This window comes from Ruminococcus sporogenes (genome assembly GCF_054655175.1).
Genome location: NZ_BAAHOA010000006.1, coordinates 1 through 26244 on the forward strand (window position 1 = coordinate 1; position 26244 = coordinate 26244).

Annotated in this window: 25 protein-coding genes and 4 tRNA genes; 4 read left to right on the top strand and 25 right to left on the bottom strand. The window is 42.8% G+C overall.

The window, feature by feature from the left end; genetic code table 11:
- Positions 1-417 precede the first annotated feature (417 nt).
- The 4 genes from ACYQ0N_RS14555 to ACYQ0N_RS14570 form a co-directional block, all read right to left on the bottom strand.
- Complete coding sequence (locus ACYQ0N_RS14555) at positions 418-2061, bottom strand: DAK2 domain-containing protein (RefSeq protein ID WP_460163116.1); 1644 nt, start codon at positions 2059-2061, stop codon at positions 418-420.
- Between the two features lie 18 nt (positions 2062-2079).
- A complete protein-coding gene (locus tag ACYQ0N_RS14560; protein ID WP_177532853.1) occupies positions 2080-2430 on the bottom strand; it encodes an Asp23/Gls24 family envelope stress response protein in 351 nt (116 codons plus the stop codon).
- A 171-nt stretch (positions 2431-2601) separates the two neighbouring features.
- Entirely contained in the window at positions 2602-3741 is a 1140-nt protein-coding gene (locus ACYQ0N_RS14565; protein WP_177532854.1) for an ABC transporter ATP-binding protein, read from the bottom strand.
- Between the two features lie 111 nt (positions 3742-3852).
- Positions 3853-4635, bottom strand: coding sequence for a pseudouridine synthase (locus ACYQ0N_RS14570; RefSeq protein ID WP_177532855.1), 783 nt, complete (start codon positions 4633-4635; stop codon positions 3853-3855).
- A gap of 128 nt (positions 4636-4763) precedes the next feature.
- Between ACYQ0N_RS14570 and ACYQ0N_RS14575 the strand changes: the two genes are divergently transcribed.
- The gene (locus ACYQ0N_RS14575; protein WP_460163094.1) at positions 4764-5174 is read left to right on the top strand and encodes a DUF4830 domain-containing protein; all 411 of its coding nucleotides are present in this window, start codon (positions 4764-4766) and stop codon (positions 5172-5174) included.
- Here ACYQ0N_RS14575 and ACYQ0N_RS14580 read toward each other — a convergent pair.
- From ACYQ0N_RS14580 to recG, 10 genes are all read right to left on the bottom strand, one after another.
- Complete coding sequence (locus ACYQ0N_RS14580; RefSeq protein WP_460163095.1) at positions 5171-7519, bottom strand: homocysteine S-methyltransferase family protein; 2349 nt, start codon at positions 7517-7519, stop codon at positions 5171-5173. The two genes, ACYQ0N_RS14575 and ACYQ0N_RS14580, sit on opposite strands and share 4 nt — an antisense overlap.
- Positions 7509-8180 carry a vitamin B12 dependent-methionine synthase activation domain-containing protein gene (locus ACYQ0N_RS14585; protein ID WP_460163096.1) on the bottom strand — a complete coding sequence of 224 codons (672 nt, stop codon included), beginning with the start codon at positions 8178-8180 and terminating at the stop codon, positions 7509-7511. The genes ACYQ0N_RS14580 and ACYQ0N_RS14585 overlap by 11 nt, the downstream gene beginning before the upstream one ends.
- Before the next feature lie 73 nt (positions 8181-8253).
- Entirely contained in the window at positions 8254-9117 is an 864-nt protein-coding gene (gene metF / locus ACYQ0N_RS14590) for a methylenetetrahydrofolate reductase [NAD(P)H] (protein WP_177532859.1), read from the bottom strand.
- A complete protein-coding gene (locus tag ACYQ0N_RS14595) occupies positions 9117-9788 on the bottom strand; it encodes a uracil-DNA glycosylase (RefSeq protein ID WP_460163097.1) in 672 nt (223 codons plus the stop codon). Before ACYQ0N_RS14595 ends, metF begins: the two co-directional genes overlap by 1 nt.
- 61 nt (positions 9789-9849) lie before the next feature.
- Positions 9850-10341 (bottom strand): tRNA adenosine(34) deaminase TadA, encoded by a 492-nt coding sequence (tadA, locus tag ACYQ0N_RS14600; RefSeq protein ID WP_177532861.1) that lies wholly within the window; start codon positions 10339-10341, stop codon positions 9850-9852.
- Between the two features lie 88 nt (positions 10342-10429).
- Positions 10430-10505 (bottom strand) — tRNA-Gly (locus tag ACYQ0N_RS14605).
- A gap of 81 nt (positions 10506-10586) precedes the next feature.
- Positions 10587-10662: transfer RNA gene (locus tag ACYQ0N_RS14610), tRNA-Phe, on the bottom strand.
- Between the two features lie 7 nt (positions 10663-10669).
- Positions 10670-10746 (bottom strand) — tRNA-Asp (locus tag ACYQ0N_RS14615).
- Positions 10747-10751: 5 nt separating this feature from the next.
- Positions 10752-10827 (bottom strand) — tRNA-Val (locus ACYQ0N_RS14620).
- Positions 10828-10966: 139 nt separating this feature from the next.
- Positions 10967-13006, bottom strand: a complete 2040-nt coding sequence (gene recG / locus ACYQ0N_RS14625; RefSeq protein ID WP_460163098.1) for an ATP-dependent DNA helicase RecG — start codon at positions 13004-13006, stop codon at positions 10967-10969.
- Positions 13007-13161: 155 nt separating this feature from the next.
- Between recG and spoVAD the strand changes: the two genes are divergently transcribed.
- From spoVAD to ACYQ0N_RS14640, 3 genes are all read left to right on the top strand, one after another.
- Positions 13162-14175 carry a stage V sporulation protein AD gene (gene spoVAD, locus ACYQ0N_RS14630; RefSeq protein WP_177532863.1) on the top strand — a complete coding sequence of 338 codons (1014 nt, stop codon included), beginning with the start codon at positions 13162-13164 and terminating at the stop codon, positions 14173-14175.
- 56 nt (positions 14176-14231) lie between these two features.
- Positions 14232-14585: a stage V sporulation protein AE gene (gene spoVAE / locus ACYQ0N_RS14635; RefSeq protein WP_177532864.1), complete on the top strand. Its 354-nt coding sequence runs from the start codon at positions 14232-14234 to the stop codon at positions 14583-14585.
- Between the two features lie 87 nt (positions 14586-14672).
- Positions 14673-15233, top strand: coding sequence for a zinc dependent phospholipase C family protein (locus tag ACYQ0N_RS14640; RefSeq protein ID WP_460163099.1), 561 nt, complete (start codon positions 14673-14675; stop codon positions 15231-15233).
- 86 nt (positions 15234-15319) lie between these two features.
- Here ACYQ0N_RS14640 and serS read toward each other — a convergent pair whose 3' ends face one another.
- From serS to rnpA, 11 genes are all read right to left on the bottom strand, one after another.
- The gene (serS, locus tag ACYQ0N_RS14645; RefSeq protein WP_460163100.1) at positions 15320-16606 is read right to left on the bottom strand and encodes a serine--tRNA ligase; all 1287 of its coding nucleotides are present in this window, start codon (positions 16604-16606) and stop codon (positions 15320-15322) included.
- A gap of 17 nt (positions 16607-16623) precedes the next feature.
- Positions 16624-17463 carry a ParB/RepB/Spo0J family partition protein gene (locus tag ACYQ0N_RS14650; protein ID WP_460163101.1) on the bottom strand — a complete coding sequence of 280 codons (840 nt, stop codon included), beginning with the start codon at positions 17461-17463 and terminating at the stop codon, positions 16624-16626.
- A gap of 15 nt (positions 17464-17478) precedes the next feature.
- Complete coding sequence (locus tag ACYQ0N_RS14655; protein WP_460163102.1) at positions 17479-18282, bottom strand: ParA family protein; 804 nt, start codon at positions 18280-18282, stop codon at positions 17479-17481.
- Between the two features lie 128 nt (positions 18283-18410).
- A complete protein-coding gene (locus ACYQ0N_RS14660) occupies positions 18411-19268 on the bottom strand; it encodes a ParB/RepB/Spo0J family partition protein (RefSeq protein ID WP_177532869.1) in 858 nt (285 codons plus the stop codon).
- Positions 19269-19409: 141 nt separating this feature from the next.
- Positions 19410-20114, bottom strand: coding sequence for a 16S rRNA (guanine(527)-N(7))-methyltransferase RsmG (gene rsmG, locus ACYQ0N_RS14665; protein ID WP_460163103.1), 705 nt, complete (start codon positions 20112-20114; stop codon positions 19410-19412).
- The gene (mnmG, locus tag ACYQ0N_RS14670; RefSeq protein ID WP_460163104.1) at positions 20111-21991 is read right to left on the bottom strand and encodes a tRNA uridine-5-carboxymethylaminomethyl(34) synthesis enzyme MnmG; all 1881 of its coding nucleotides are present in this window, start codon (positions 21989-21991) and stop codon (positions 20111-20113) included. Before mnmG ends, rsmG begins: the two co-directional genes overlap by 4 nt.
- 39 nt (positions 21992-22030) lie before the next feature.
- Positions 22031-23392: a tRNA uridine-5-carboxymethylaminomethyl(34) synthesis GTPase MnmE gene (gene mnmE / locus ACYQ0N_RS14675; RefSeq protein ID WP_460163105.1), complete on the bottom strand. Its 1362-nt coding sequence runs from the start codon at positions 23390-23392 to the stop codon at positions 22031-22033.
- A 106-nt stretch (positions 23393-23498) separates the two neighbouring features.
- Complete coding sequence (gene jag, locus ACYQ0N_RS14680) at positions 23499-24365, bottom strand: RNA-binding cell elongation regulator Jag/EloR (RefSeq protein WP_460163106.1); 867 nt, start codon at positions 24363-24365, stop codon at positions 23499-23501.
- Positions 24366-24413: 48 nt separating this feature from the next.
- Positions 24414-25547, bottom strand: a complete 1134-nt coding sequence (locus tag ACYQ0N_RS14685) for a YidC/Oxa1 family membrane protein insertase (protein ID WP_460163107.1) — start codon at positions 25545-25547, stop codon at positions 24414-24416.
- A gap of 2 nt (positions 25548-25549) precedes the next feature.
- Complete coding sequence (gene yidD / locus ACYQ0N_RS14690) at positions 25550-25813, bottom strand: membrane protein insertion efficiency factor YidD (RefSeq protein WP_177532874.1); 264 nt, start codon at positions 25811-25813, stop codon at positions 25550-25552.
- Positions 25810-26166: a ribonuclease P protein component gene (rnpA, locus tag ACYQ0N_RS14695; protein WP_177532875.1), complete on the bottom strand. Its 357-nt coding sequence runs from the start codon at positions 26164-26166 to the stop codon at positions 25810-25812. The genes yidD and rnpA overlap by 4 nt, the downstream gene beginning before the upstream one ends.
- Positions 26167-26244: the final 78 nt, after the last annotated feature.

The window sequence follows — 26244 nt, forward strand, 5'->3', positions numbered from 1 at the left end:
TTGCTTTTCGTAAAAGCTAAAAAAGTAGAATAAAGAAATAAGTCAAGTAAAACCACATTCTTATAAAGCATAGGAGATTCTCCCATCCGAGATATGTAAGCTTTTAATGGGAGTCAATTTAGTTATCTCACCCATTCATGTATAAAATTTGCCGCTTTATGCGGCATAGCGGTCCGGCGGCGTTTGAGCCGGCGCATTTCTTTGTTTCGTTTCTTTGTGCGAGCAAAGAAATGAAAGATACTTTTACTATGCTTTTCACAAAAGCTAAATTTTGCGGGCAAAGAAATGAAAAACACTTTTACCATGCTTTTCACAAAAGCTAAATCTTGCGGGCAAAGAAACAAACAATACTTAAACTTTTGCTTTGCTTTTTATAAAAAGCAAAACCCGTCCAGTTTTCGGACGGGTTTTTTAACGCTATTCAACAGAAATTATATAGTAATATACCGGCTGACCGCCGTTGACCATCATTATGTCAACCTTGTTACCGAGCTTTGCTTCAAGCGTTTCCTGAAGTCTTTCCGCCTGCTCTCCGGTTACGTCGGCGCCGTAAATAACGGTTACGAAGGAAGAATCGCTCTTTATCATTTTCTTAGTCAGCTTATAAGCCGCTTTTGAAACGTCCTTTTCCGTAAACGAAAGTCTGCTGTTGTCAAAGGCCAGAATTTCGCCTTTTCTTATATTATGTCCCTCGTATTCGGAATCTCTCGCCGCAAAGGTTATCTGTCCCGTTGACACATGCTCGAAGGCCTTTGTCATAGCAAGACGATTTTCGGAAAATCCGACTGTTTCGTCAAACGCCATCATTGCCGCTATGCCTTGTGGAATCGTCCTTGTGGGCAGAACACAGACGTTTCTGTCAGCCAGATTTTTAGTCTGCTCCGCCGCCATAATTATATTCTTATTATTCGGCAAAACAAACACCGTCTTTGCCGGCGCGGAATGTATGGCCTTCAATATATCGTCTGTGGAGGGATTCATTGTCTGACCGCCTCTTATAACGCAGTCGGCTCCAAGATCCTCAAACATGGATTCTATTCCGCGTCCAGCCGCGACAGCCACAAAACCGTAGTCCTTTTCAGGCTTTGTCGGCTCGAAATGCTGTCTTTCAGTTATTTTTTCGTCCTTTATTCTTGTTTCATGCTGGATCCGCATATTTTCTATCTTAGGCTTGGGATCGTTAATGAACCTTCCGAATTCAAGAGCCTTTTCAAGAGCAAGTCCGGGATTGTCCGTATGAACGTGAACCTTTATTATTTCCTCATCGTCAACAACCACAACGCAGTCGCCGATAGTTTCAAGATAAGCCCTCAGCATAAAGGGATCTGAATGCTTGTTTCTCTCAATTATATATTCGGTGCAGTAGGAATACCTGATTTCCTCCTCGGCGTCAGTCTGCGCTACCTCAAAGGTTTTAAGCTCACTTTTCTTTGTATCCCTCTTTACGACCTTTCCGCCTCTGAATATTTCCAGCATAGCGTCAAAGATTATAACAAGTCCCTGACCTCCCGCGTCAACGACTCCGGCCTTTTTCAGTACCGGAAGCTGTTCAGGCGTTTTTTCCAGCGCCTCCTTTGCGGCCTTGCAGATTTCATTCCAGAAAACCGCAATATCTCCGGCGCTTTCCGCCAGCTCCGCCGCTTTCTCTGCCGCAACCCTTGAAACTGTCAGAACAGTGCCCTCCGTCGGGTTCATAACCGCCTTATAAGCCGCCTCTACGCCCGATTCAAGGGCTTTCGCTATGTCGGCGCAGCCCGCCTTTTCAAGGCCGCTAAGCCCCTTTGAAAATCCTCTGAATATCAATGAGAGTATAACTCCTGAGTTTCCTCTCGCGCCTCTTAACAACGCTGTCGCAGCGGTCTCCGCAACCTTTGATACGCCCGCGCTGTCTTCGAGCATTTCAAGCTCCTTTACCGCCGCGTTCATAGTCAGCGACATATTAGTGCCGGTATCGCCGTCGGGAACCGGATAAACGTTGAGCCTATCGACAGCCTTTCTGTTATTTTCTATGCTGATTCCCGCGGATATCAGACTGTCTCTCAATAAATTACCATTGAGCAAGGTTTTGTCCCCTTTCATTTACGACTTTATCTCATCTACAAAAATATTAACTGACCTAACCGATATGCCTACGGTCTCGGACAGCACAAAATACACCTTGTTTTTAACGCTCCTCACAACCGCCGATATATTCGTTCCGTAAGCCATTGAAATATGAAGGACAACCGCTGCCTCGTTATCCACAACCGAAACTGACACTCCCAATCCCGGAACCTTTCTGCGTAGTATTTTCGACAAGAAAAATTCTTTCAGACTGCTGCAATTCATAGCCGCTACTCCGAAACAGCTTGAAACTGTTTTGCTGACGACGGATTTTATATAATTCTCGGTAATATTTATTTTACCCAGATAATTTTCTGTAATTATCAAAAACCGACACTCCTTTTTTATATTTTGCATGTTATTTAAAATAGTATACCACGTTTCAATAATTTTTACAAGTAGTGCAGGATTTAAGACAAATCAAGGAAAATTTTTATATTTTAAAAAATATAGGACCGGTTGATAAAACCGGTCCCTGACAGTATATTATAATTATAATCAGTTAATGATCGTAGCTTCAGTATCCTTATCAAAGAGATGAACTCTGTTAGGATCAATGGCCACCTTTATCTTATCCTGAGGTCTTGCCTTAGAACGAGGAGAAACCCTTGCAGTAAGCGGAATACCCTGACATGTAAGATAAAGGAACGTTTCAGCGCCCATCATTTCCGTTATGTCAACATCGCATTCGATGATTCCCGTAGAAGCGTTGGAAAGATACATTTCCTCGTCGTGCACGCTTTCAGGACGAATACCCATTATTATTTCCTTATCCACATAATTTGCAAGCTCCGGAACTATTTTCGCTTCAGGAAGCTCAACGGAATATATTACGCCTCTTGTGGATTTAGTATCAGCAGAACCGAATTCAACAACATACTTGGAGCCGTTCTTTCTCAGAACAGATTCAACGAAATTCATCTGAGGCGAACCTAAGAAGCCGGCAACGAATTTATTGCAGGGCTTCTCGTAAAGAGCCTGCGGAGTATCAACCTGCTGAATAATTCCGTCCTTCATTACAACGATTCTGTCGCCCATTGTCATAGCCTCTGTCTGGTCATGCGTTACATAAATAAACGTTGTTCCCAGCTTCTGGTGGAGCTTAGCGATCTCAGTTCTCATCTGCGCACGAAGCTTAGCGTCAAGGTTTGAAAGCGGCTCGTCAAGCAGGAACACCTGAGGAGAACGCACGATAGCACGACCGAGCGCCACACGCTGACGCTGACCGCCGGACATTGCCTTAGGCTTTCTGTCAAGAAGATGCTCAAGGTCGAGTATCTTTGCAGCTTCCTTAACCTTGCGGTCAATTTCGTCCTTAGGAACCTTTCTGAGCTTTAAACCGAACGCCATGTTATCGTAAACCGTCATATGAGGATAAAGAGCGTAGTTCTGGAAAACCATCGCGATATCTCTGTCCTTCGGAGCAATATCGTTTACAAGGCGATCGCCGATATAAAGCTCGCCCTCCGAAATTTCTTCAAGACCGGCAATCATTCTAAGGGTTGTAGATTTTCCGCAACCGGAAGGTCCTACCAATATAATAAATTCCTTATCTGTGATTTCCAAATTTACATCTTTAACGGCAACAAAGCCACCGGGATATTTTTTGTAAATTCCGCGTAATGATAAACTTGCCATTTTACCTATTCCTCCCACATAAATTTTTGCTAACCCGAATCTCCAGATTAACCATAATAATATAATACCAAATTTTTAACAATGTTTCAAGTCACTAATTACCCAAAGTTATTATAACTTGTTTATCCAATATGACGAAAATTTTTCTGAAAAACTGCTGAAAACCTCATCAAAGCGTGTCGGTTTCAACAACTTTTCAACATCGTTGTGCAAAATCTCCATACACTCGCCAATTCCAATGCCTGCGTGCATTTCCAGCCCTCCCATCTGGATCCTCACCAACTTTTCAACATGGTTTTCAACAGCGGCAAACATGCGTTTTACCTGATGATATTTACCCTCGAAAAGCTCAATAAACGCTATATTTTCCGAGTCCGGACAGCATCTGACAGCGGCTGGAAGACAACTTTCTCCGTTCCCCAGAGTAATACCCTCCCTGAAAAGCCGTTCATAATTTTCACCAAACCTTTCGGCTAATTTCACAACATAATATTTGGCAATGTGATTTTTCGGAGATAAAATTTTATGACCGAGCGTTCCGTCGTCGGTTATCAGAACCATACCCTCGCTGTCCTTATCAAGACGTCCTGCCGGAAAAAGATCCTTTCTCCTCAGCTCCTCGGGTATAAGCCCGATCACCGTAGGATCGTTTTTATCCTCTGTGGCGCAGACATAGCCAGCCGGCTTATTAAGTACTATGTACATATTTTCACGATATTTGATTTCACGTCCGGAAACCTCGATCCTGTCCAAATCCGGATTAATCTTAAACTCCCCGTCCCTGACCGTTTTTCCGTTTACGCTGACCTTTCTTTTCCATAAAAGCTTGCTGATATCTGTTCGGGTATACACTGTCTGCGATGACAGGAATTTATCAAGTCTCTGACTCTTCATTGACTCCCCCTTGCATTAAAAATTATTTCTTATCATAATATTTATTAAAAAGCGCAGCTCCTTGTTAATACATCAAGATTTCAAAGTATCAGGAGCTTAAAATCAAACAGAATGGAGAATATCTTACCATGAAGAAAATTATAGCTGTTTTACTGATAATAGCTGTACTCGCCGCCATATTTGTTTTCAGCCGCCGCTGCGGCAAAGAAGATAAATCACAGGAAAAGCTTATACTCACAGAGCATCAGCTTGAGCCTTTCCTAAACATAAGAGGCTGGAAGGTCAGCGGAGAAGCCTGCGACGCCGTAACGATCCCCGAAAGCTTTGACGGCGTTTATGCCGAATTTGCCGGCAAAATGAAACAGGCAGGCTACAATCTTGATTCTCATAAGGGCGAGGAAGTAAAGCGGTTTACTTATTCCGTTGACAATTACGGCGACAGCGAAGTAATTGCCGAGCTGCTGCTAACGCCGGAAAACGAGCTTATCTGCGCCGCACTGATTGAACAGAAGCCGGATGGCTTTACAGAACCGGTTTAACCTATGACAAGCTTTGCTATATCACAGCTTTCCTTAGCGTCTTTAGCGTAAAAATCAGCTCCTATTTTTTCAGCGTATTCCGGTGTAAGCACCGCTCCGCCTACGACAACCTTACATTCCGATCCGCTTTCTCTTAGCAGCCTGATGGTTTCCTCCATAGATTTTAGAGTAGTAGTCATAAGCGCGGACAATCCCACAAGCTTTACTCTATGCTCCAAAGCCGCCCTTACCACCTCTTCACATGGAACGTCCTTTCCAAGATCTATAACGGTATATCCGTAATTCTCCAGCAGTACCTTGACTATATTTTTACCTATATCATGTATATCTCCCTTTACCGTAGCCAGCACTATTTTACCCTTGCTGACCGGAGACGAATTTTCAGAAATCATTTTTTCTCGGATTACGCCGAACGCCGCCTGCGCCGCGCCTGCCGTAAGTATAAGCTGCGGCAGAAAAATCGTTCCCTTTTCAAATTGTTCTCCTGCCTTGTCAAGCGCGGGAATAAGAGCCCCGTTGATAATTTCCATAGGATCTGCGATCTTAAGCAGTTCTGCCGTGGCCTTTGCGCTTTCATCTTTAAGCCCGTTTTCAACGGCATATTCAAGGCTTATATTATTTTCGTCCTTATTTTCCGTTTTCTGCACAGCGGCGGAATTATATGCCGCTATAAAATCAAACGAATTTTTATCAATATTCGCCAGCAGCTTATACGCCCTTACCGCCCCTGTCATAGCGTCTACGTTAGGATTGATTATAGGAAGATCAAGACCGTAGGTCAGAGCCATCGTAAGAAAATTCTGATTGATAAGGGGACGGTTTGGAAGTCCAAAGGAAATATTTGAAACACCTAAAACAGTTTTAAGTCCAAGCTCTTTTTTAACTCGTCCCAACGCTCTCAGAGTTTCCATAACGGCCTCCTGCTCCGCCGACGCGGTAAGAGTAAGGCAGTCAATAAACACGTCCTCCTTTGGAATACCGTAATACATCGCCCTTTTCAGAATTTTTTCCGCAATGGCAAATCTCTGCTCCGCCTTGGGAGGTATACCGTTCTTATCAAGGGTAAGTCCGACCACCGCGGCGCCATATTTTTTAACCAGCGGAAGAACCGTTTCAAGAGAGCTTTCTTCGCCGTTTACGGAATTGACTATAGGCTTTCCGTTATATATCCTGAGAGCCGCCTCCAATACCTCCGGTATAGTCGAGTCAATTTGCAGGGGCGCGTCGGTAACGCTTTGTATTTCCTTTACAGCCTTTATCATCATAGCTTTTTCGTCAATCTCCGGCAGTCCGACGTTTACGTCAAGTATATCGGCTCCTGCTCTGATCTGCTCTATGGCCTGATTCAGAATATAGCCCGTATCGTTATTTCTGAGCGCCTCTTTAAAAAGCTTTTTTCCCGTAGGATTTATCCGCTCTCCGATAATACGCGGCCGGTCTATTACAACGGTTCTGGAAGGCGTGCAGACAGCGGACCGCGGCAAGGCTTTACGCCGTCTGACCTCCGTTCCATCCAGCGCCTTTTTCAGAGCCGATATATACTCCGGCGTCGTTCCGCAGCAGCCTCCGAATATTTTGACGCCGCAGGAGGCGGCGTATTTCATCTGCTCCGCAAATTCCTCCGGAGAAACGTCGTATTTTCCAGTAACCGGATCCGGCAAACCGGCGTTAGGCTTTAGTACTACCGGCATATCCGTCCATTCCAGCAGCTCCTTACATATAGGAATAAGCTGAGACGGTCCGAGCGAGCAGTTAATTCCTACGGCGTCTACGCCCAGACCGTTCAAAAGCAAAGCCATTGAGGAAACGCAGCAGCCGGTAAAGGTACGCCGGTTTTCCTCAAAGGTCATAGTGCATACAATCGGCTGACGGCTATTTTCCTTTGCCGCCAGTACGGCCGCCTTCAGCTCGTAAAGATCGGTCATGGTTTCAAATACTATAACGTCGGCGCTTTTTCCCGCAATAATCTGTTCCTTAAAAATATCGTACGCTTCCTCAAAAGTCATTGTACCGCTTGGCTCAAGAAGCTGTCCTATAGGTCCTATATCCAATGCGACAAGCGCTTTTTTACCGCAGGCTTTTTTGGCAATGGAAATTCCCGCGGAAATAATTTCCTTGACGCTGTTATTTTTCAGCTTATAACGGTTTGCTCCGAAGGTATTGGCATAAACTATCTGAGAGCCTGCTTCAACGTATTTTCTGTGTATATCCTCTATAAGCTCGGGCTTGTCTATATTCAGCAGCTCCGGAGCGGCTCCCGCTTCAAGTCCGGCATTCTGGAGCATGGTCCCCATAGCTCCGTCAAGCAATACCGTTCCCTGCTTTATAAGCTCTTTAAAATCCACAATGTTCACCTCTTTTTCTGAAAGCGCACGTTTTCGACATATTACAGCATGCGCATCCTCTTCTTTTACGCGAAATCGGCTTTTCTGAAATTCCCGCGACAGCGGTTACGGACTTTCTCGGAATAAGAATATTATTTTCCCCCGTGCAAAGTCCTATTCTTTTAGGGGCGTTCACAGCCTCCAGAAATTCTTTTTGTATTTCTAACGGAAAATCTCCGTAGCCCGGCGAAAACCGCCATGTTAAAAATTCTCCGTCAAGCTGTCCCTTGATATCTTCGTCGGCGATTCTGCATACCTCTTCAATTGCGGCGCTTGCAAGAGCGTCCATGACGAAAGCCGAAGAAATATCAGTTATTTCAATAGTTCTTATGAGCCTGTCCGTTTCAACTCCAAGCGTCGCGCAGAGCAGAGCCGCTCTCCCGCACCCCTCTAAATGTCCTCTTATATCGTTTCCCCTTAACAGAAGAGAGCTGCCCTCGACTCTTACTCCTTCCGGCTCTGACGAAATATCAAATATCCTGTATACATAGCCGGGACGGGCAGTTACAAGCAATTTTGCTTCACAGTCCTCTATTATTTTTTCAAGGCCTTCCGAGGGTTTTCCCTGATGTCCCATATAGCGAAGCGCTTCGTCTCTGTTGACGCCTTTCAATTCTACCATAAAAGTGTTCCCTTTTCTATAAAAAGCTAAAAAAGATTTATAATCAGACCGTTTCAGGCAGCGGATCTATAATTCAGACTCTTATAATGCTTTCAACAGCCTCGCTTATCCTTCTTGCCACATATGCGTTATTCATGGTGTAAAGATGAATACCGTCAGCTCCGTTTGACACAAGGTCTACTATCTGGTCTATCGCGTAAGCTATTCCCGCGTCTCTAAGAGCCTCCGGATTATTTTCATACTTCTGCATTATTTTTGTGAATTTCGGCGGCAGGCTGGCTCCGCACATAGAAACCATGCGCTCTATTGATTTTTTATTCGTAACCGGCATTATTCCTGCTTCTACCGGAACGTTTATTCCGGCTATCCTTATTTTTTCCATAAATGAATAATAACAGCTATTGTCAAAAAATAATTGTGATATAAGATGAGAAGCTCCTGCGTCCGTCTTTTTTTTAAGATTCAGAATATCCTGAACCATATCAGGCGTATCTATATGTCCCTCGGGATAGCATGCTCCGGCAATATCGAAATCTCCGAAGCCTTTTATAAACTCCACAAGCTCGCTTGCATATCTGAAATCGCTTTTAGGAGGTACTTCGGGGTTTATATCTCCTCTCAAAGCAAGTATATTCTCAATTCCGCGACTTTTGAATTCCGCAAGTATAGCGGTTATTTCGTCTTTGGCATAATTAATGCACGGGAGATGAGCCGCCGGCTCTATACCGTATTTTTCCTTAATAGTATGAGCGATCTCACATGTTGAAACGCTCTGAGAGCTTCCTCCCGCACCGTATGTAACGCTTATAAAATCAGGCTTTAAGTCTCCCAGCTCCTCAAGCGTATTATAAATTGTTTCAATAGGAGCAGTCTTTTTAGGAGGAAAAATCTCAAATGAGAATACCGTTCCTCTTTCAAACATATCCCTAATCTTCATCAGTCGATGCTCCAGTCTATCTCTTCTAATCCGTTATTTTTAAGAAATTCGTTTGCCTTTGAAAAATGTCTGCATCCGAAAAATCCGTTATAGGCTGAAAGAGGGCTTGGATGAGCGCATTCCAGCACAAGATGCGCGGGATTGGTTATCAACTTTTTCTTCGCTCTTGCATTAGCTCCCCAGAGAAGATATACCATCGGCTTTTCTCTGGTATTCAGAAGCCTTATAACATAGTCTGTAAATTCCTCCCAGCCCATACCCCTATGGCTGTTAGCGCAGCCCTCGCGGACTGTCAGAACATTATTAAGCAGCAAAACTCCGTTTTTTGCCCATTTTGTAAGCTCGCCGTGTTTTCCCGTATTATCAATTCCAAGATCGTTTTTTATTTCCTTGAAGATATTCACAAGCGACGGAGGAGGCATAACTCCTTTTTTAACGGAAAAGCAGAGACCGTGAGCTTGACCGATTCCATGATAAGGATCCTGACCGATTATAACCGCCTTAACATTGTCAAAGGAGGTATATTTGAAGGCGTTGAATATATCGTACATTCCGGGAAATATCCTGCGGGTTTTATACTCGTTTATTAAAAACTGACGAAGCCTTAGATAATAATCCTTTTTAAATTCGTCCTTTAAAAGCTCGTCCCAGTCGTTTCCGAACTCTACCATTTTCTGACGCTCCTTTACATATACTATTTTTATTTTAACATATATTAACCTACAGGTCAAACTAAATTTTACCGTTTTTTTTGTTGCTCAAGGCCTTTTTTCTTTCACGAAGCTGTCTGAAAAAATCCGACAGAACTGACGAGCATTCGTCCGCCATCAGTCCCTTTATAACGCGGGGCTTATGATTATAGGGCAGCTCGAACATTTTCTGAACAGATTCCGCAGAGCCTGATTTTTTATCCTCCGCGCCGTAAATCACTCTTTCCAGCCGCGAATTGATTATAGCTCCGCAGCACATAGGACAAGGCTCCAGAGTGACGTAAATATCACAGCCTATAAGTCTCCATCCGCCCAGCTCCGCCGCCGCCTCGGCAATCGCTTCTATTTCGGCATGAGCCAGCGGGTTCTTCTCAGTTTCACGCTTATTATAGCCTCTGCCGACTATTCTTCCGTCGGATTTTCTCACAACAACGGCGCCAACCGGTACTTCTCCTATATCGAAGGCTTTCGCGGCTTCCGCTAACGCGGCTTTCATGTATTCCGTATCGTCCATCTGTAGAATTTCCTTTATATAAAATAAAAAATCCTAAGACATCAAGTCTTAGGATTGATAATACGCCAAGAATATTTCCCCAGCGAAATGGAGCGGATTACGAGGCTCGAACTCGCTACCTCCACCTTGGCAAGGTGGCGCTCTACCAGATGAGCTAAATCCGCGTCTTATAAAGAATATGAAGCATTCTTATCCTTGAAAATAAAAATGGCAGCCGTAAATACGGCGTTCAAGCATATTCTTTATGGTGCCTCCGGACGGAATCGAACCATCGACACGGGGATTTTCAGTCCCCTGCTCTACCGACTGAGCTACAGAGGCGTTTAAATGGCGACCTGGATGGGAGTCGAACCCACGACCTCTAGCGTGACAGGCTAGCGTTCTAACCAACTGAACTACCAGGCCATAAATGGTGGGAACAATAGGGCTCGAACCTATGACCCTCTGCTTGTAAGGCAGATGCTCTCCCAGCTGAGCTATGCTCCCACATCATTTATCTTTATGTCGCTATATCTCTTAGCGACTTAATTATTTTACTACATATTCCGCCAAAAGTCAAGTACTTTTTCAAAAAAAGATGATAATTAGCATTTTGTATAATTGTCAACATTTTATTTTATGCATTTTAATTAAATCCGTTTTCTCCATTATTAGAATAAAGCCTTATAACATCGATTTTCAGTCCGCTGTTTTCTCTTTTTACAAGACCGGGATCGTCCCTAAGCAGTCTTTCCGCTATATTTCTTGTTTGGTTTACCATATCCATATTACCTGCGATACCGGCCATTTTAAGCGGCGGAAGTCCGTGCTGACGGCTTCCGAAAAAATCTCCGGGGCCTCTCATTTTCAGATCCTCCTCTGAAATCTTAAATCCGTCGTTTATACTACTCATTATTTTCATTCGCCTTATGCATTCTTCTCCTGAATTATCCGTAACAAGTATGCAGTGGCTCTGGGATTCTCCTCTGCCGACTCGTCCCCTGAGCTGATGAAGCTGTGAGAGTCCGAAACGCTCCGCGTTTTCTATCATCATTACCGAAGCGTTCGGAATGTCGACGCCTACCTCGACAACGGTTGTGCAAATCAGGACGTCAATCCTTCTGTTTTTAAAATCCTCCATTACGCTCTCTTTTTCAGCCGCCTTCATCTTTCCATGCAGCAGTCCCACGCTGTAATCGGCGAAGTCGTTTCCCCTTACCTTTTCAAAATAGCTCTTAACGGCGAGCATATCGCTTTCGTTTTCCTCTATAACAGGACATACTATATATGCCTGACGTCCGCTGTCAAGCTGCTGTCTGACAAAATTAAAAGCTCGCTTACGCAGCTTCCCTGTAACGGCATATGTCCTGACGGGAAGTCTGCCTGCCGGCATCTCGTCTATGACGGATATGTCAAGATCCCCGTAAATTATCAGCGCAAGCGTTCTTGGTATAGGAGTGGCCGACATTACAAGCTTATGAGGACTTTTACCCTTATCCGCCAGAGCCGCCCGCTGAGAAACGCCGAAGCGGTGCTGCTCGTCGGTTATAACAAGGCCCAGAGAAGCGAATTCAACGTCCTTTTGTATAATTGCGTGAGTTCCCACGGCGACTCCCGCTTCGCCCGACATCAGCTCGTCTTTAACAGCACGTTTTTCCTTAGCCGTCATAGAGCCTGTAAGCAATACTGTTTTAATACCAAGCGGCTCCAGAAATCCGCTAAGAGTCTTATAATGCTGAACGGCAAGAATTTCTGTGGGAGCCATAAGAGCGGACTGATACCCGTTTTTATAAGAAAAATAACATGCGGCGGCGGCAACCGCCGTTTTTCCGCTGCCCACGTCCCCCTGCAAAAGTCTGTTCATAGGAACTCCGGAACTAAGATCGTCGGTAATTTCCTTTACACAGCGAAGCTGTGCGGCGGTCATCTTAAACGGCAGACTTGCGTAAAACTCGTCTAAACCGGTTTTTTTATTCATTACGCAGGGAGTGCTTTTCCTGCTTTTTTCCTTCAGCATCAGCATACCAAGCTGAAGTATCAGCATTTCATCAAAGGCAAGACGTTTTGCGGCCGAATCCGCCTCCTCCTGATTTTTTGGGAAATGTATCGCCCTAAGCGCCGCGGGAAGGCTCATAAGATCGTTTTCAATAAGTAAATAGGCAGGCATGCTTTCAAACGGTTCTCTTTCCAATATCGTTAAAGCCTCGCGCATATTCTGCAATATTGCCGCCGAGGTAAGCCCCGTCGTGAGATGATAAACCGGAACAAGAGGGCTTGAATCTGCTTTCACTATTCTCGGAGAGCTTATCTCGCGCCTTAAAAGATTCCCCGTTACCTTACCGTAAAAAAGATACTCACAGCCTATCTGCAAAGCCTTGAAGCCATAGTAATTATTATATATGACCACCATAAAATCGTTATGACCGTCGGATACCTTTGCCTTAAATATGCTAAGACCTTTTCTGATTCGCTGCTCAGGCATTTTCATTACTACCGCGCCTCTTAAAACACTGTATTCATTAAGCGGAGCGTCCATCGGCGAAACGGGACATGAATAATCAATATATCCTCTGGGAAGATGATATATGAGATCATAAACAGTTAAAACGCCGAGACGCTTATAATAAGACGCTTTTTTTTCTCCGACGCCCTTTAGCTCGCTTATAGGTTTAAAAAGCTCGTCCATATATTATAACCTCCCCACTTCAAAAAATAATTTTTTATTTTATAATATTTATTATGCCACATTAAATATATCAGGTCAAGAGCAATTTTAATTTTTCCGAATATTCTTTTATTTTTGGAGGATAATAATAAAAACTTCTATCGGAGGTCATTTTTATGGCAAAAAAAATCAGCAGAAATACATTTTTAACGGATAATTCACCGTCAATAAAAGCTTTCGCTTCAATAGCTGGCTCAAAGGAATCGGAAGGTCCGATAGGTACATGCTTTGACAAAATTGAAACTGACAGCTATTTTGGTCAGGATACATGGGAAAAGGCTGAAAGCGAGCTTCAAAAGCAAACTGTCGGTCTGGCAATTTCCAAGGCAGGTCTTAAGGACGCCGATATAGACTACATTCTTTCCGGCGACCTGATAAATCAATGCATAGGCACAACCTACGGTTTACGTTCTCTTAATATACCTTTTCTCGGAATTTACGGAGCATGCTCTACAATGGCGGAAGGACTGCTTCTCGGTTCGCTCCTTACAGACAGCGGTATCGGAGGAAATATTGCCGCCGCTACCTCATCCCACTTCTCTACTGCGGAAAGACAATTCCGCTTTCCCCTCTCGTACGGAGGTCAGAGAACTCCCTCCGCGCAATGGACCTGTACGGCGTCCGGAGCCGTTATACTTTCCCCGGAGGGAGGAGCCCCTTATATCAGAGGAGCTTCAATAGGTACTATAACTGATCTTGGAATAACCGACGCCAACAATATGGGAGCTGCAATGGCCCCGGCCGCCGCTTCAACCATAAAAAAATATCTGGAGGATACAAAGCTTTCTCCAAGCGATCTTGACTATATTGTAACCGGAGATCTCGGTATCGTCGGAAGCGATCTTCTTCTTCAGCTTCTTGAAAAGGACGGCATTGACATCAGGAGTCAGCACAAGGACTGCGGAGTCATGATATTCGATCCGGAGGAACAGGATACCCACGCCGGAGGGTCAGGCTGCGGATGCAGCGCAAGCGTTCTCTGCGGATATTTTCTGCCAAAGCTGCAGACCGGCGAAATAAAAGAATTATTGTTTATCGGAACAGGCGCTCTCATGTCGCCTACGGCCTCGCAGCAGGGAGAATCAATTCCTTCCATCGCTCACCTTGTTCATATCTGTCATAAAATATAGTTTTCAACATAATAAAAATAAATGTTGAAAACTTTGAAAAGAAAGGATTTTTTTCAATGGAATTACTATGGGCATTTTTGATCGGCGGCGTTTTTTGCGCTATCGGTCAGCTTCTTATAGATTATACTAAGCTTACTCCCGCAAGAATTCTTGTAGCATACGTTGTCGCAGGCGTTATAATTTCAGCATTCGGCTGGTACTCAAAGCTCGTTGATTTTGCCGGCGGCGGCGCGTCCGTACCTCTAACAGGCTTCGGACATCTGCTTGCAGAGGGAGTTAAAAAAGCGGTTGACGAAAAAGGCCTGCTCGGCGTGTTTACCGGAGGCATGACCAGCGCCGCAGGCGGCATAACCGCCGCTTTGATATTCGGTCTGCTTACAGCTTTGATTTTCAAACCGAAGGATAAGTAATTTTATTCTAAAACAGTTAATTTTAACCGGATTTTAATAAAATTATCACATTTGTATTATATAATTTAGATAAAGGAGGCGATACCAATGGAAACAAAGGATCATCTATACCTTGCAAGGCTGATTACCTCCGCGGCAGATCTGGGCGGCAGACTGAAAAATTCGGCCTTTGAATACGGATGTATCTCCCCGGATATAAATCCTCTCACCTATATCAAGGGACATACCTATTCCGCTACTATTTCATACGTTAAAAATACTCTTACGCGTCTTCACAGCAGGCTTAAATCCCCTATGGATTACTTCGACCTCGGACGAGCTATGCATTTTATAGGCGATTATTTCACATTTCCGCATACTCCTCTTTTCAATGGAAGTCTTTCAGCTCATATTGCTTATGAGCGTCGTCTGCATAATCATATTATTACATCTGAAAACGAAATCATGACGGAGGACAGCCTTGATATTTCAAACGCGAAAAAATGCGTTTCTCTCCTTGAAAAAATGCAGCAAAAATACTACGGAGCTAAAAGCTCCGTTGCAAACGACTGGAATTATATAAGATTCATTTGCTCTAGCATAACTTTGTCCGCAGCCAAATGCACAGTCAGAGCTCCTAAGCTTGCTTTGGGAAAAGCCGCGGTTTAAAAGTATGCGCTTTTAAAGCGCATACTTTTTATTATCAATACCTAAAACATGTAAAATAAAAGCAGCGGTATTCCCGCTGCTTTTTATTACTTTTTAACCTCGATTTTATCCTTGCGCATATAGTATCTTAAAGCCTCGGGTATTCTTATACTGCCGTCCTCGTTAAGATTGTTTTCAAGAAACGCTATAAGCATTCTCGGCGGCGCTACAACAGTATTATTTAGAGTATGAGCAAAATACTTATCGCCCTTTTCATTTTTCACTCTTATTTCCAATCTCCGGGCCTGTGCGTCTCCCAGATTTGAACAGCTTCCCACCTCGAAATATTTCTTCTGCCTTGGCGACCATGCCTCAACGTCGATGCTCTTAACCTTAAGATCGGCAAGATCTCCGGAACAGCATTCAAGCGTTCTTACGGGAATATCCAGAGTTCTGAAAAATTCAACAGTGTTCATATATAGCTTCTTAAACCAATCCATGCTTTCCTCAGGTCTGCATACGACAATCATTTCCTGCTTTTCAAACTGATGTATCCTGTAAACTCCTCTTTCCTCTATGCCGTGCGCGCCGACTTCTTTTCTGAAGCAAGGCGAATAGCTTGTAAGAGTTTTGGGCAGCTCGCCCTCCGGAATAATCGTGTCAATAAATTTGCCTATCATGGAGTGTTCGCTGGTTCCTATAAGATAAAGATCCTCTCCCTCAATCTTATACATCATTCCTTCCATTTCTGCAAAGCTCATAACGCCCGTAACAACGCTGCTTCGTATCATAAACGGCGGAATATAATATGTAAAGCCCTTATCAATCATAAAATCTCTCGCATAGGAAAGTATGCAGGACTGTAGCTGAGCTATATCTCCGCAAAGATAATAAAAACCGTTTCCGCTGGTTTTTCTTGCGCTGTCAAGGTCTATGCCGTCAAGCTTTTCCATTATATCCACATGATAAGGAACTTCAAATTCCGGAACATACGGATCGCCGAAACGCTCAACCTCGACATTTTCACTGTCGTCCCTGCCTATAGGCACGCTTTCATCAATAATATTAGGTATAACCAGCATTATTTCTCTGATTTCGCCTTCCATTTTTACTTCAAGTTCTTCAAGCTCGGCAAGCTTTTTACCGATCTCGCCAACCTCGGACTTTATTTTCTCAGCGTCATCTTTCAATCCCTTAGACATAAGCCCGCCGATTTCCTTACTCTTTGTCTTTCGCTGATTTCTTAAATTATCACACTCAACCTTTATTTCACGATACCTTTTATCCAATTCCACAACCTTATCAACAAGAGCAAGCTTTTCCTCCTGAAACTTTTTCTTTATATTATCCTTAACAATTTCAGGATTTGTTCTAATCAGTTTAATGTCCAGCATAAATTTTTTCTCCTTAATTATTCCTTTGTAAGCCTTTTAGCAAGCTCCGACAGATCGTCCCTGTCGTAAAATTCAAGTATCAAAGCGCCCTTATTTTTACCGTATTCAACCTTTACCTTTCTTCCCAGCGCCTCATGAAGTCCTATCTCCATTTCCTTGAAATAGCTGTCTATTCTTTCATTCGTTTTATTTTTATCTGATTTATCCCTGTTCTGCGCCATTTTTTCAAGCTCTCGCACTGTCAGTCTGCCGCCGCAGGCTTTTTCTGCCGCCTCGGTCATCAGTCCCTCGTCGTCAAACGCCATCAGAGCCTTAGCGTGTCCCACTGTCAGATCTCCGTCCTCAAGCATGTCCCTAATTTTTTCAGGCAGATTTAAAAGCCGAATTGCGTTTGCCACAGCCGAACGCGATCTGCCGACTGTTTTTGATATTTCATCCTGCGTCATTCCGAAGCTTTCCATAAGCTCAAAATATCCTTGCGCTTCTTCAATCGGATTCAGATTTTCTCTCTGTAAATTTTCAATAAGAGCTATCTGCATGGATTCGGAGTCGCTGAATTCCCTTATCTGAACAGGCACCTCCGTCATTCCCAGCATTCTCGCGGCTCTCCACCGTCTTTCGCCGGCTACTATCTGGTATCCGCTTCCGTATGGTCTGACCAGAAGCGGCTGTAAAATACCGTGCCGCTTTATCGAATCCGCCAATGCGGATATTGATTCGTCGTCAAATTTTTTTCTGGGCTGCGACCTGTTCGGCTCAATTTCAGATAAACGCAGCGTCTGCGACGCCGCTGAATCGGTGGTATTATCATCAAAAAGTGCGCTCAGTCCAATGCCCAGTCCTCCCTTTGCCGCCATTTCTACAACCTCTCTTTATTTTTTTCTGCTGAATAGCTTTCTTTTTTCCTTGGGCTTAACAGCTTCTCCTAATATTTCAAGACCCAGCGCCTCATAAAATTCCGCGCCCTTTGAATTTTTATCGTAATACATAACCGGCTTTCCATGACTCGGCGCCTCTGAAAGCCGAACGTTTCTTGGTATTTTTGTTTCAAATACCTTATCCGGAAAATACTTATTTACTTCTTCGACCACCTGAGCGCTGACGTTGAGTCTGGGATCGAACATGGTAAACAATATTCCCTCTATTTCCAGCGAAGGGTTATATTTTGACTTTACTATCTTCACTGTTTCCATTAACTGACTAAGTCCTTCAAGAGCATAAAATTCTGCCTGCATAGGTATTATCAGACGATCGCAGGCAACAAGCGCATTAACCGTTATAAGGCTGAGCGAAGGAGGACAGTCTATTAATATATAATCATAATCCAAACGGCATGTAAGAAGCTGCATTTTGAGTCTGTTCATTCTATCCTCAAGCTCTATCATTTCTATTTCTCCGCCTGCGAGCGCAGAAGTTGCCGGAACAAGACTGACATTTTTAAATTCGGTACGGATTATTGCTTCCTGGATTCTTGCCTGCCCTATAAGCACGTCATAGGACGTGACCTTAGCCGATTTTTTTCTTATTCCGAATCCTGTTGTAGTATTACCCTGAGCGTCTATGTCGATACAAAGCGTCTTTTTATCCCGCGATCCCAAATAGGCCGCAAGATTAACGGTAGTAGTGGATTTTCCCACTCCGCCCTTCTGATTAACAACTGCAAAAACCAATCCCATTCAGCTTCCCCTGCCTTTCGTTACTGTATTAAATTATACCACTTTTTCTTTCATGTGTAAAGACAATATTAGCTTTTTTTGCCCCTGAACAGCAAAAACTGCCCTGATTTTCAGAGCAGTTTTTATTTTCACGGATAATTTGTTCCACGTGGAACATTCTGACCTTTTATTATCGGTATCTTAACCCGATATTCTATATAATCCTCATTCTGTATTTTTTTTGAATCGGCGGCTATTCCCGCGGCTTTCATCGTTTCAACCGCCTTATTTATGGTATTTACAAATATTTTCACATTCTGAAATACCTTGCTTCTCTTCCTATAGCTCTCTTTATCCCTCACCTTACCTATGTATTCGTCGATAGCGGCTTCCGTGCGTTCCACATTAAGATTATACTTTATAATCTTATTAATTATTTCTATCCTGTCCTCTTTGCTGCCAAGCCTCAATAGCGCTCTCGCATGACGTTCTGTCAGATTGAATTTTGTTATAAGCTCCTTTTCCTCGTCGCTCAGCTTCAATATCCTTAGCTTGTTCGCTATGGTAGATTGAGCCTTTCCCAGCTTTACAGCCGCGTCCTCCTGCGTCATTCCGTAATAACTTATAAGCTTTTCAATAGCGTTTGCCTCGTCAAAAAAAGATAAATCCTGACGCTGTATATTTTCCACTAACGCCAGCACTGCGCTTGCTCTTGCTGAAATATCCAGAACTATACAGGGCACGTATTTCAGTTGCAGAAGCTTTGAAGCTCTTAAACGTCTTTCACCGGCTATAAGCTCATAGCCTCTCTCTATTCTTCTGACGGAAAGCGGCTGAAGTATGCCGTTCTGACAAATGCTCTCGGCCAGCGAGCTTATGTCGTTATAATCGAAATCAGTTCTTGGCTGATGCGGATTCGGCACAATTTCAGCAACCGGTATCTGCACAACCTTATTTTCCTCGCGCTCACGTTCCTTTTCCTTAGTAAAATTAAGAAATGCTGCCATTTTCAACTTCCTTTCTATTGTTCTCACATACTTGTCCGTATGCCTCTGAAATTATTATATATTATAAAGGAAATAATTTCCATACAAAAATTCCGCTTTTAACACTAATAAAAGCGGAATTTACGTCACATTTATTTAATTTTACAAGGGTTTGTTTTTTATCTGACCGCCATTTCTTGGATATTTTGTCGGGGTATGCGATATTTTTTTTACATAAAATATTTTTCTTCTATCATCTTTTCCAAGTAAATAGTCATAAACCCGAATTTTTTCACCGCCTAATATTTTCACTGCGTTTTCAGCATTTCCTGCGTCCTCGTTCGGTCCCTTCATTGCGGCGAATATACCGCCTGTTTTCACAAAAGGCAGACAATATTCGCTTAACGAAGGCATTGACGCAACCGCCCGAGCCACGGCTATATCATAGCGTTCGCGAAATTCCGCCTTTCTTCCGTATTCCTCAGCTCTCCCATGTACCGTTTCAGTCTCTATACTCAGTCTTTCACAAAGCTCGTTGAGAAATCTTATCCTTTTATTAAGACTGTCAAGCATTGTCAGCTTTATATCGTTTCTGTATATTTTCAGCGGCACTGACGGAAACCCCGCGCCTGTTCCTATATCAATCAACGACGCATTTTCAGGAATATCCACATACTTCATCAACAAAATACTATCGGCAAAATGCTTAAGCCATATTTCCTCCGGCTCGGTAATCGCAGTAAGATTCACATTTTTATTATATTCTACCATAAAATTACAATAAATCTCAAATTTTTCATGTATTTCCCTGCTATATTCCAGCGAGTTTTCAACAAATATTGCTTTACCCTGTTCAAAACTTATCATTTTTGCCTGCCCTTCTGTTCAAGCCAAACCGCGAGCACTGACACGTCGGCGGGTGAAACTCCTGATATTCTTGACGCCTGACCTAAATTTTCGGGTTTCTGTTTATTAAGCTTTTCAGAGGCTTCAATACGCAATCCTCTGACGGAAAAATAATCAACGTCGTCCGGCAATTGCTTATTTTCCAGCTTTCTCATAATTTCTATCTGCTCCTGTTGCTTTTGAATATATCCCTCATACTTTATCTGCAATTCAACCTGTTCTCTTACCTCGTCGGATAAATCCGGTCTGCTCTCATCAAATTCCTTCAAAATATCATATCCAAGCTGCGGACGTCTTATAAGATCGGCAAGCTTGCAGCCTGTTGAAATAGGAGATGTTCCTTTTTTCTCTAAAAAGCTGTTCAGATTTTCAGACGGTGCAATATTCAGTTTTCTTACTCTTTTTATTTCCTCATCTGCTTTATCCATTTTTTCTATAAGATTTTCATATCGTTCTCTGCTTATCAGTCCCAGATCGTAACCTATCGGAGTAAGTCGCTGATCCGCATTATCTTGTCTCAGCACAAGTCTATATTCGCTTCTTGAAGTCATCATTCTATAGGGATCGGCACAGCCCTTTGTCACAAGATCGTCTATCAGCGTTCCGATATAGGAGCTTGCTCTGTCAAGAATTAAAGGCTGTCTTTCTTTGACGGACAGCGCCGCATTTATTCCGGCAACAAGTCCCTGTGCAGCGGCTTCTTCATAGCCCGAGCTTCCGTTGAATTGACCGGCGCCGTAAAGACCGCTTATACTTTTGAATTCAAGAGTGGCCTTCATCTGAACAGGATCGCAGCAGTCATACTCAATCGCATAGGCGGGCCTCATTATCTCGACATTTTCAAGACCTTTTATAGTACGCAGAAAGCTTTTCTGAACATCCTCAGGCAAAGAGGACGACATACCCTGCAGATAATATTCTTCAGTGTCAAGTCCCATTGGCTCTACAAAAAGCTGATGTCTTTCCTTATCGGCAAATCTTACAATCTTGTCCTCAATAGACGGACAATACCGAGGCCCAACTCCTTCTATCCTTCCGGAATATAATGGGGAACGATCAAGATTTTCAAGTATTTTCTTATGAGTTTCAGCATTAGTATATGTAATATAACAGGAAGCTATATTTTTAAGTTCTTCTTTTTCGGTTTCAAAAGAAAACGGTATAATATCGTCGTCCCCGTCTTGCTTTTCCATTATATCAAAATTAATACTTCGCTTGTTTACTCTGCAAGGAGTACCGGTTTTAAATCTTCTGATTTCAATACCGTTCTTTTTAAGACTCTCTGATAAATAAACCGATGGTAATGCGGCGTCCGGACCGCTTTCATAGGATTCCTCGCCTACATATATTTTACCCTTAAGATATGTTCCCGTGCATATTATAACTGTCTTTACCTTATATTCTGCTCCCAGCCTTGTTATAATTCCTTTTATTTTTTTATCTTCAACAACAATTTCAGATATTTCAGCCTGCTTCAAAAACAGATTTTCCTGCTTTTCACAAACGCCTTTCATATAATTATGATATTTTACTCTGTCGGCCTGAACTCTTAAGCTATGAACGGCAGGTCCTTTTCCTCTATTAAGCATACGGCTCTGTATAAAACAACTGTCAGCCGCCTTTCCCATCTCTCCGCCAAGAGCGTCTATTTCTCTTACAAGGTGTCCCTTTGCAGTTCCGCCTATTGAAGGATTGCAGGGCATATTAGCAATCTGATCAAGCGATATTGTAAAAAGCGCCGTTTTGCACCCCAAACGAGCCGACGCAAGAGCCGCTTCTACTCCGGCGTGTCCCGCCCCAACGACTGCAACGTCAAATTCACCCATTAAATAGCTCATCTCAACCTCCAAACTAAAAAAATGTTCCACGTGGAACACTTATTTTCCAACACAAAATCTTGAAAAAACGTCGTCTACAACAGCCTCCGACGCCTTTTCACCCGTTAACTCCATCAGCTTTTCCGCAGCTGAATCCAGCAGCACTGTTATTCCGTCAAGCAATACTCCCTCGTCCAGAGCTTCCTTTGCTTCAATTACATTTTCCAATGATTTTTCCAGGCAATTTTTCTGTCTTTCATTTGCTATAAATCCCTGTTCCGGATTGTCGTCAAAATCAAGAAATAATTTTTCCAGACAATTTTCAAGTTTATCCATACCGCTTTCATTCTTTGCGGAAATTTCTACTATAAATTTAAAGTTTCTCTCTAAGTATGACTTATCAATAATTATTTCTTTATCGGTTTTATTAATTATCGCTACAGCATTTTTATCCACAATTCTTTTAATTATTTCTTTATCTTCCCCAGAAATTTCTCTGCCACCGTCAAAGACGGCAAGAATAAGATCCGCCTCCTCCGCGCGCCTGAAAGCAATATCAACGCCCATACTTTCAATAACATCATCAGTTTTTCTTATTCCTGCAGTATCAGAAAGTCGCAGAGTCAGGCTTCCTATTCTTACACTTTCTTCTATAACGTCTCTTGTTGTTCCCTCAATATCGGTTACTATACTTCTCTCAAATCCGCTTAAATAATTCATAAGGGTAGATTTCCCGACATTTGGTTTACCTACTATTACCGTATTAATACCGTTTCTGATTATCCTGCCGTAATCATAGGTTTTCGCCGTTTCCTTAAATCTTTTTATTAAACTTTCAAGCTCTGACGATAATATCTCCGGCCTAACCTCCGGCACGTCTTCCTCCGGAAAATCTGCCCAAGCCGCCAAATCTCCCAATATTTTTATAAGAGTATCCTTTAATGAGCTTATACGCCTAAATATTGCTCCTTCCTTTAACGCGTTAGCATATTTCAATTCCCTTTCGCCGGAAGAAGAAATAATATCCATAACCGCTTCTGCCTGAGTCAAGGACATTTTACCGTTGAGAAACGCTCTTTTTGTAAATTCACCCGCTTCCGCCGGCCTCGCACCGTTTTTTAACGCTATTCTTAAAATCCGTCTTGTTATATATAAACCGCCGTGGCACGATATTTCAGCTACATTTTCTCCCGTATAGCTTTTAGGTTCTCTGAAAACCGTAATCACCGCGTCGTCAATATATTCTTCACCGTCGAAAATTCTGCCGTATGCACAGGTATATCCCTCCATTTCAGAAACCTTTCTGCCATTAAACGGTTTAAAAAATCTATCGCATATTTTTATTGCTTCCTCACCGGAAATCCTTATAACGGAAATTCCACCGGGCGTGTCAGGCGTTGCAATTGCTGCAATTATAGACATATTTATTTCACCAGACTTTCCTAATAATATATAATATATATTTCTATATACATGGTATTATATCTTTATATTTCAAAAATATAAGGCGGATAAAAATCCGCCTTTTTTAAAGTTCAATTTTACCGTAAAGACCGGCGTTTATATCGTCCTCCGGCTTTGGTTTTTTATAATCCTTTTCAAAGCTTGTTTTTAAATCAAGAGAACGCGGTCCGTCGTTTCTTTTTTTCTTATAGCCGCCGTTCTTTTTTACGTCGTTTTTCTTAGGATGATCCGGTGAAATAACAACCTTTCTGTAAGGCTCCTCACCCACCGATTTTGAATTGACTCCTTCTACCTTTGCAACCGCCGAATGTATGATTCTTCTTTCATAAGGATTCATAGGCTCCAACGTAGTAGGTCTTCCTGTTTTCAACGCCTTATTGCTTATTTTTTCCGCAAGCTGAATAAGAGTTTCTTCTCTTTTTTCTCTGTAGCCGCAGCTATCAAGAGTTATTCTCTTGTATTCGCCGTCCATTTTATTCACTACAAGAGAAGTCAGATATTGAAGCGCGTCAAGCGTTTCACCTCTTCTTCCTATTATCGCTCCGGAACCGTTGCTGTCTATATCTACAAAAAATCCCTCTTCCGAGTCAGCGATATTAATTTCAGCCTCAATTCCCATCTTCTCCATAATATTCTGAAGATACCTGCGGCATGTTTCTATCTGCTCCTTTAGCTTATTTTCAGCTTTAATACTATCTATAACGGTAACCTCCGCTATAACCGGATGATTATATCCCGCCCATACCTTTGCTTCTTCTTTTATTTTACCGAACAAGCCTTTTTTTACATCATTAACTACTCTGAAGGTTATCTGATCTATTCTGACATCAAATTCGTCAGCGGCCTTCTGCTTAGCCTCTTCAATAGATTTTCCGGTAAAAACTCCGCAAAGATCCATCGGGATCAATTTTCCCTCGTCGTCATAAACCATTTTGAAGCGCTCCTCTCGTCACAGCAAATAAATAACACAGGGGGTACCTTATTTTTCCTTATCATCCTCAGTGTATTCTTCGCCGTATTTTTCAGCCATTCTTTTCCTTGCCTCGTTTATAAGCTGTCTGTTATAATTCTGCTTTTCCGAACGCGACATACCTTCGGTATCCGCGTCATAATCCACGCGTCCCCCGTTTTTTGCGGCTTCCTGCTGTCTCATAAGCTCATTCTGCTGATCCATCATACGCTGCATAAGCCCGGGCTTTTTATTCTTGTTCTTTTCCTTAAGCTTAACATTAATTTCTTCAATACGCTTGGGAGTAAAATAGGAATAAAGCGCAACCGACTGAATAAGCGAGAAAACCGAAGACCATATCCAGTAAAAGCCGACGCCGGCCGGCACTGTGAACGCAAGCCATACTGAAAACAGCGGCATACCGTAAAGCATAACGTTCATACAACCCGCGCCTGCGGCAGAGCCCATATCAGGATTCATTTTCCTTGTTTTATACTGTGAATAAATCGTAAACGCAAGCTGAACAAGACCGGATACTATAGGGATCATTATCAGAGCTATCGCCGCGCTGTTCCATGTTTCAGGACGAATTGTAGGGATAGAACCGAGATCAACCCCCATAAACGTATTTTTAAAGGTGCTCACCTTTTCAACGAATTCATTTCCCAGACTTGAGAATAAACCGGGATCGTCCTTTACCTGCCTTAAAATAGTCAGCTCAGGACGCGTCTTGAAATACTTGTCCGCAAGATCGTTGTCAACTATAATCGTCTTAGCCTTTTCAATAACGTCCGAGGAAATTCTCAGGATATGAGAAAGCGGACGGTATACGACGTCAAGAATACCGTAAAGTATTATCATGGTAACGATCAGCGGCAGGCAGCTTCCCATCGGATTTACGCCCTCCTGCTGATAAAGCTTCTGCTGTTCCTCCTGCATTTTCTGAGGATTGTTGGCATACTGCTTTTTAAGCTGCCGCAGCTTCGGATTAAGGGACTGCATTCTTACTGTTCCGAGCTGCTGTTTATAAGAAGCGGGAAGCATTATAAGCTTTGACAGAAGCGTAAAAATTATAATGGACAAACCGTAATTATTAACGATTTCATAAATCCAGTACATGACCCAGCCGAGAGGAATACCCAGCAATTCACCGATCTTACCCAAATTCATTTCTCCTTACGTTTTGATTTTTTGTTATGACGTCCTAAAATATCAAATTTTTCAGGAACATAATCCACTCCGCCCATACTCCACGGATTGCATCTTAAAACCCGCCACAGGGCAAGCCAGCCTCCCCTAATAAAACCGAATTTTCCCACAGCGTCCAAAGCGTAGGACGAACAGGTAGGATAATATTTACAGCACGGCGGAAAAAGCGGCGATATTATCTTCTTATAAATCCTGATAATACCCATAAGCAGATATTTCAAATTTTATTCCCCCCGGATAAAGCGGAGCATATTTCTCTTATTCCTTTCTTTGCAAGCCAGCCGCTGAGTACAAAGCTCTTTATTCTGCATACCGGCGCTCTCGCTACAATAACCATATCAATCCCGACGGGCAAGTCCTTTTCATTCTCAAAATAAGCCTGTCTTATAACTCTTTTAGCGCGGTTTCTGCATACCGCGTTTCCGATTTTTTTCCCCGCGGTTATACCCAGCCGATTATACGGTTTTCCGTTTGGACGCACATAAAGCACGACATATTTTGAAACTATTGATCTGCCTTTTCTGTAAAGAAAAAGGAAATCCTTGTTTTTATTCAATATTTCGGTGTAAAGCATAATTTTTTTATTATCCCGCTTTTATCAATGCGGCTGTAATTTTCTTTCTTTTTTATGAAATCCTCCTTTTAATTTTCA

Excerpts from the sequence above, each read along its gene's own strand:
- spoVAD (WP_177532863.1), top strand. The coding sequence starts at position 13,162 with ATGGCAAAAAAAATCAGCAGAAATACATTTTTAACGGATAATTCACCG.
- ACYQ0N_RS14650 (WP_460163101.1), bottom strand. The coding sequence starts at position 17,463 with ATGGCGGCAAAGGGAGGACTGGGCATTGGACTGAGCGCACTTTTTGAT.
- jag (WP_460163106.1), bottom strand. The coding sequence starts at position 24,365 with ATGGTTTATGACGACGAGGGAAAATTGATCCCGATGGATCTTTGCGGA.
- ACYQ0N_RS14585 (WP_460163096.1), bottom strand. The coding sequence starts at position 8,180 with ATGGTAGAATTGAAAGGCGTCAACAGAGACGAAGCGCTTCGCTATATG.
- ACYQ0N_RS14575 (WP_460163094.1), top strand. The coding sequence starts at position 4,764 with ATGAAGAAAATTATAGCTGTTTTACTGATAATAGCTGTACTCGCCGCC.
- metF (WP_177532859.1), bottom strand. The coding sequence starts at position 9,117 with ATGAAGATTAGGGATATGTTTGAAAGAGGAACGGTATTCTCATTTGAG.
- ACYQ0N_RS14565 (WP_177532854.1), bottom strand. The coding sequence starts at position 3,741 with ATGGCAAGTTTATCATTACGCGGAATTTACAAAAAATATCCCGGTGGC.
- ACYQ0N_RS14595 (WP_460163097.1), bottom strand. The coding sequence starts at position 9,788 with ATGGTAGAGTTCGGAAACGACTGGGACGAGCTTTTAAAGGACGAATTT.
- rsmG (WP_460163103.1), bottom strand. The coding sequence starts at position 20,114 with ATGATAAGTTTTGAACAGGGTAAAGCAATATTTGTTGAAAACTCGCTG.
- recG (WP_460163098.1), bottom strand. The coding sequence starts at position 13,006 with ATGGACGAGCTTTTTAAACCTATAAGCGAGCTAAAGGGCGTCGGAGAA.
- ACYQ0N_RS14570 (WP_177532855.1), bottom strand. The coding sequence starts at position 4,635 with ATGAAGAGTCAGAGACTTGATAAATTCCTGTCATCGCAGACAGTGTAT.
- tadA (WP_177532861.1), bottom strand. The coding sequence starts at position 10,341 with ATGGACGATACGGAATACATGAAAGCCGCGTTAGCGGAAGCCGCGAAA.
- ACYQ0N_RS14640 (WP_460163099.1), top strand. The coding sequence starts at position 14,673 with ATGGAAACAAAGGATCATCTATACCTTGCAAGGCTGATTACCTCCGCG.
- ACYQ0N_RS14660 (WP_177532869.1), bottom strand. The coding sequence starts at position 19,268 with ATGGCAGCATTTCTTAATTTTACTAAGGAAAAGGAACGTGAGCGCGAG.
- mnmE (WP_460163105.1), bottom strand. The coding sequence starts at position 23,392 with ATGTCTATAATTGCAGCAATTGCAACGCCTGACACGCCCGGTGGAATT.
- ACYQ0N_RS14655 (WP_460163102.1), bottom strand. The coding sequence starts at position 18,282 with ATGGGATTGGTTTTTGCAGTTGTTAATCAGAAGGGCGGAGTGGGAAAA.
- mnmG (WP_460163104.1), bottom strand. The coding sequence starts at position 21,991 with ATGAGCTATTTAATGGGTGAATTTGACGTTGCAGTCGTTGGGGCGGGA.
- serS (WP_460163100.1), bottom strand. The coding sequence starts at position 16,606 with ATGCTGGACATTAAACTGATTAGAACAAATCCTGAAATTGTTAAGGAT.
- spoVAE (WP_177532864.1), top strand. The coding sequence starts at position 14,232 with ATGGAATTACTATGGGCATTTTTGATCGGCGGCGTTTTTTGCGCTATC.
- rnpA (WP_177532875.1), bottom strand. The coding sequence starts at position 26,166 with ATGCTTTACACCGAAATATTGAATAAAAACAAGGATTTCCTTTTTCTT.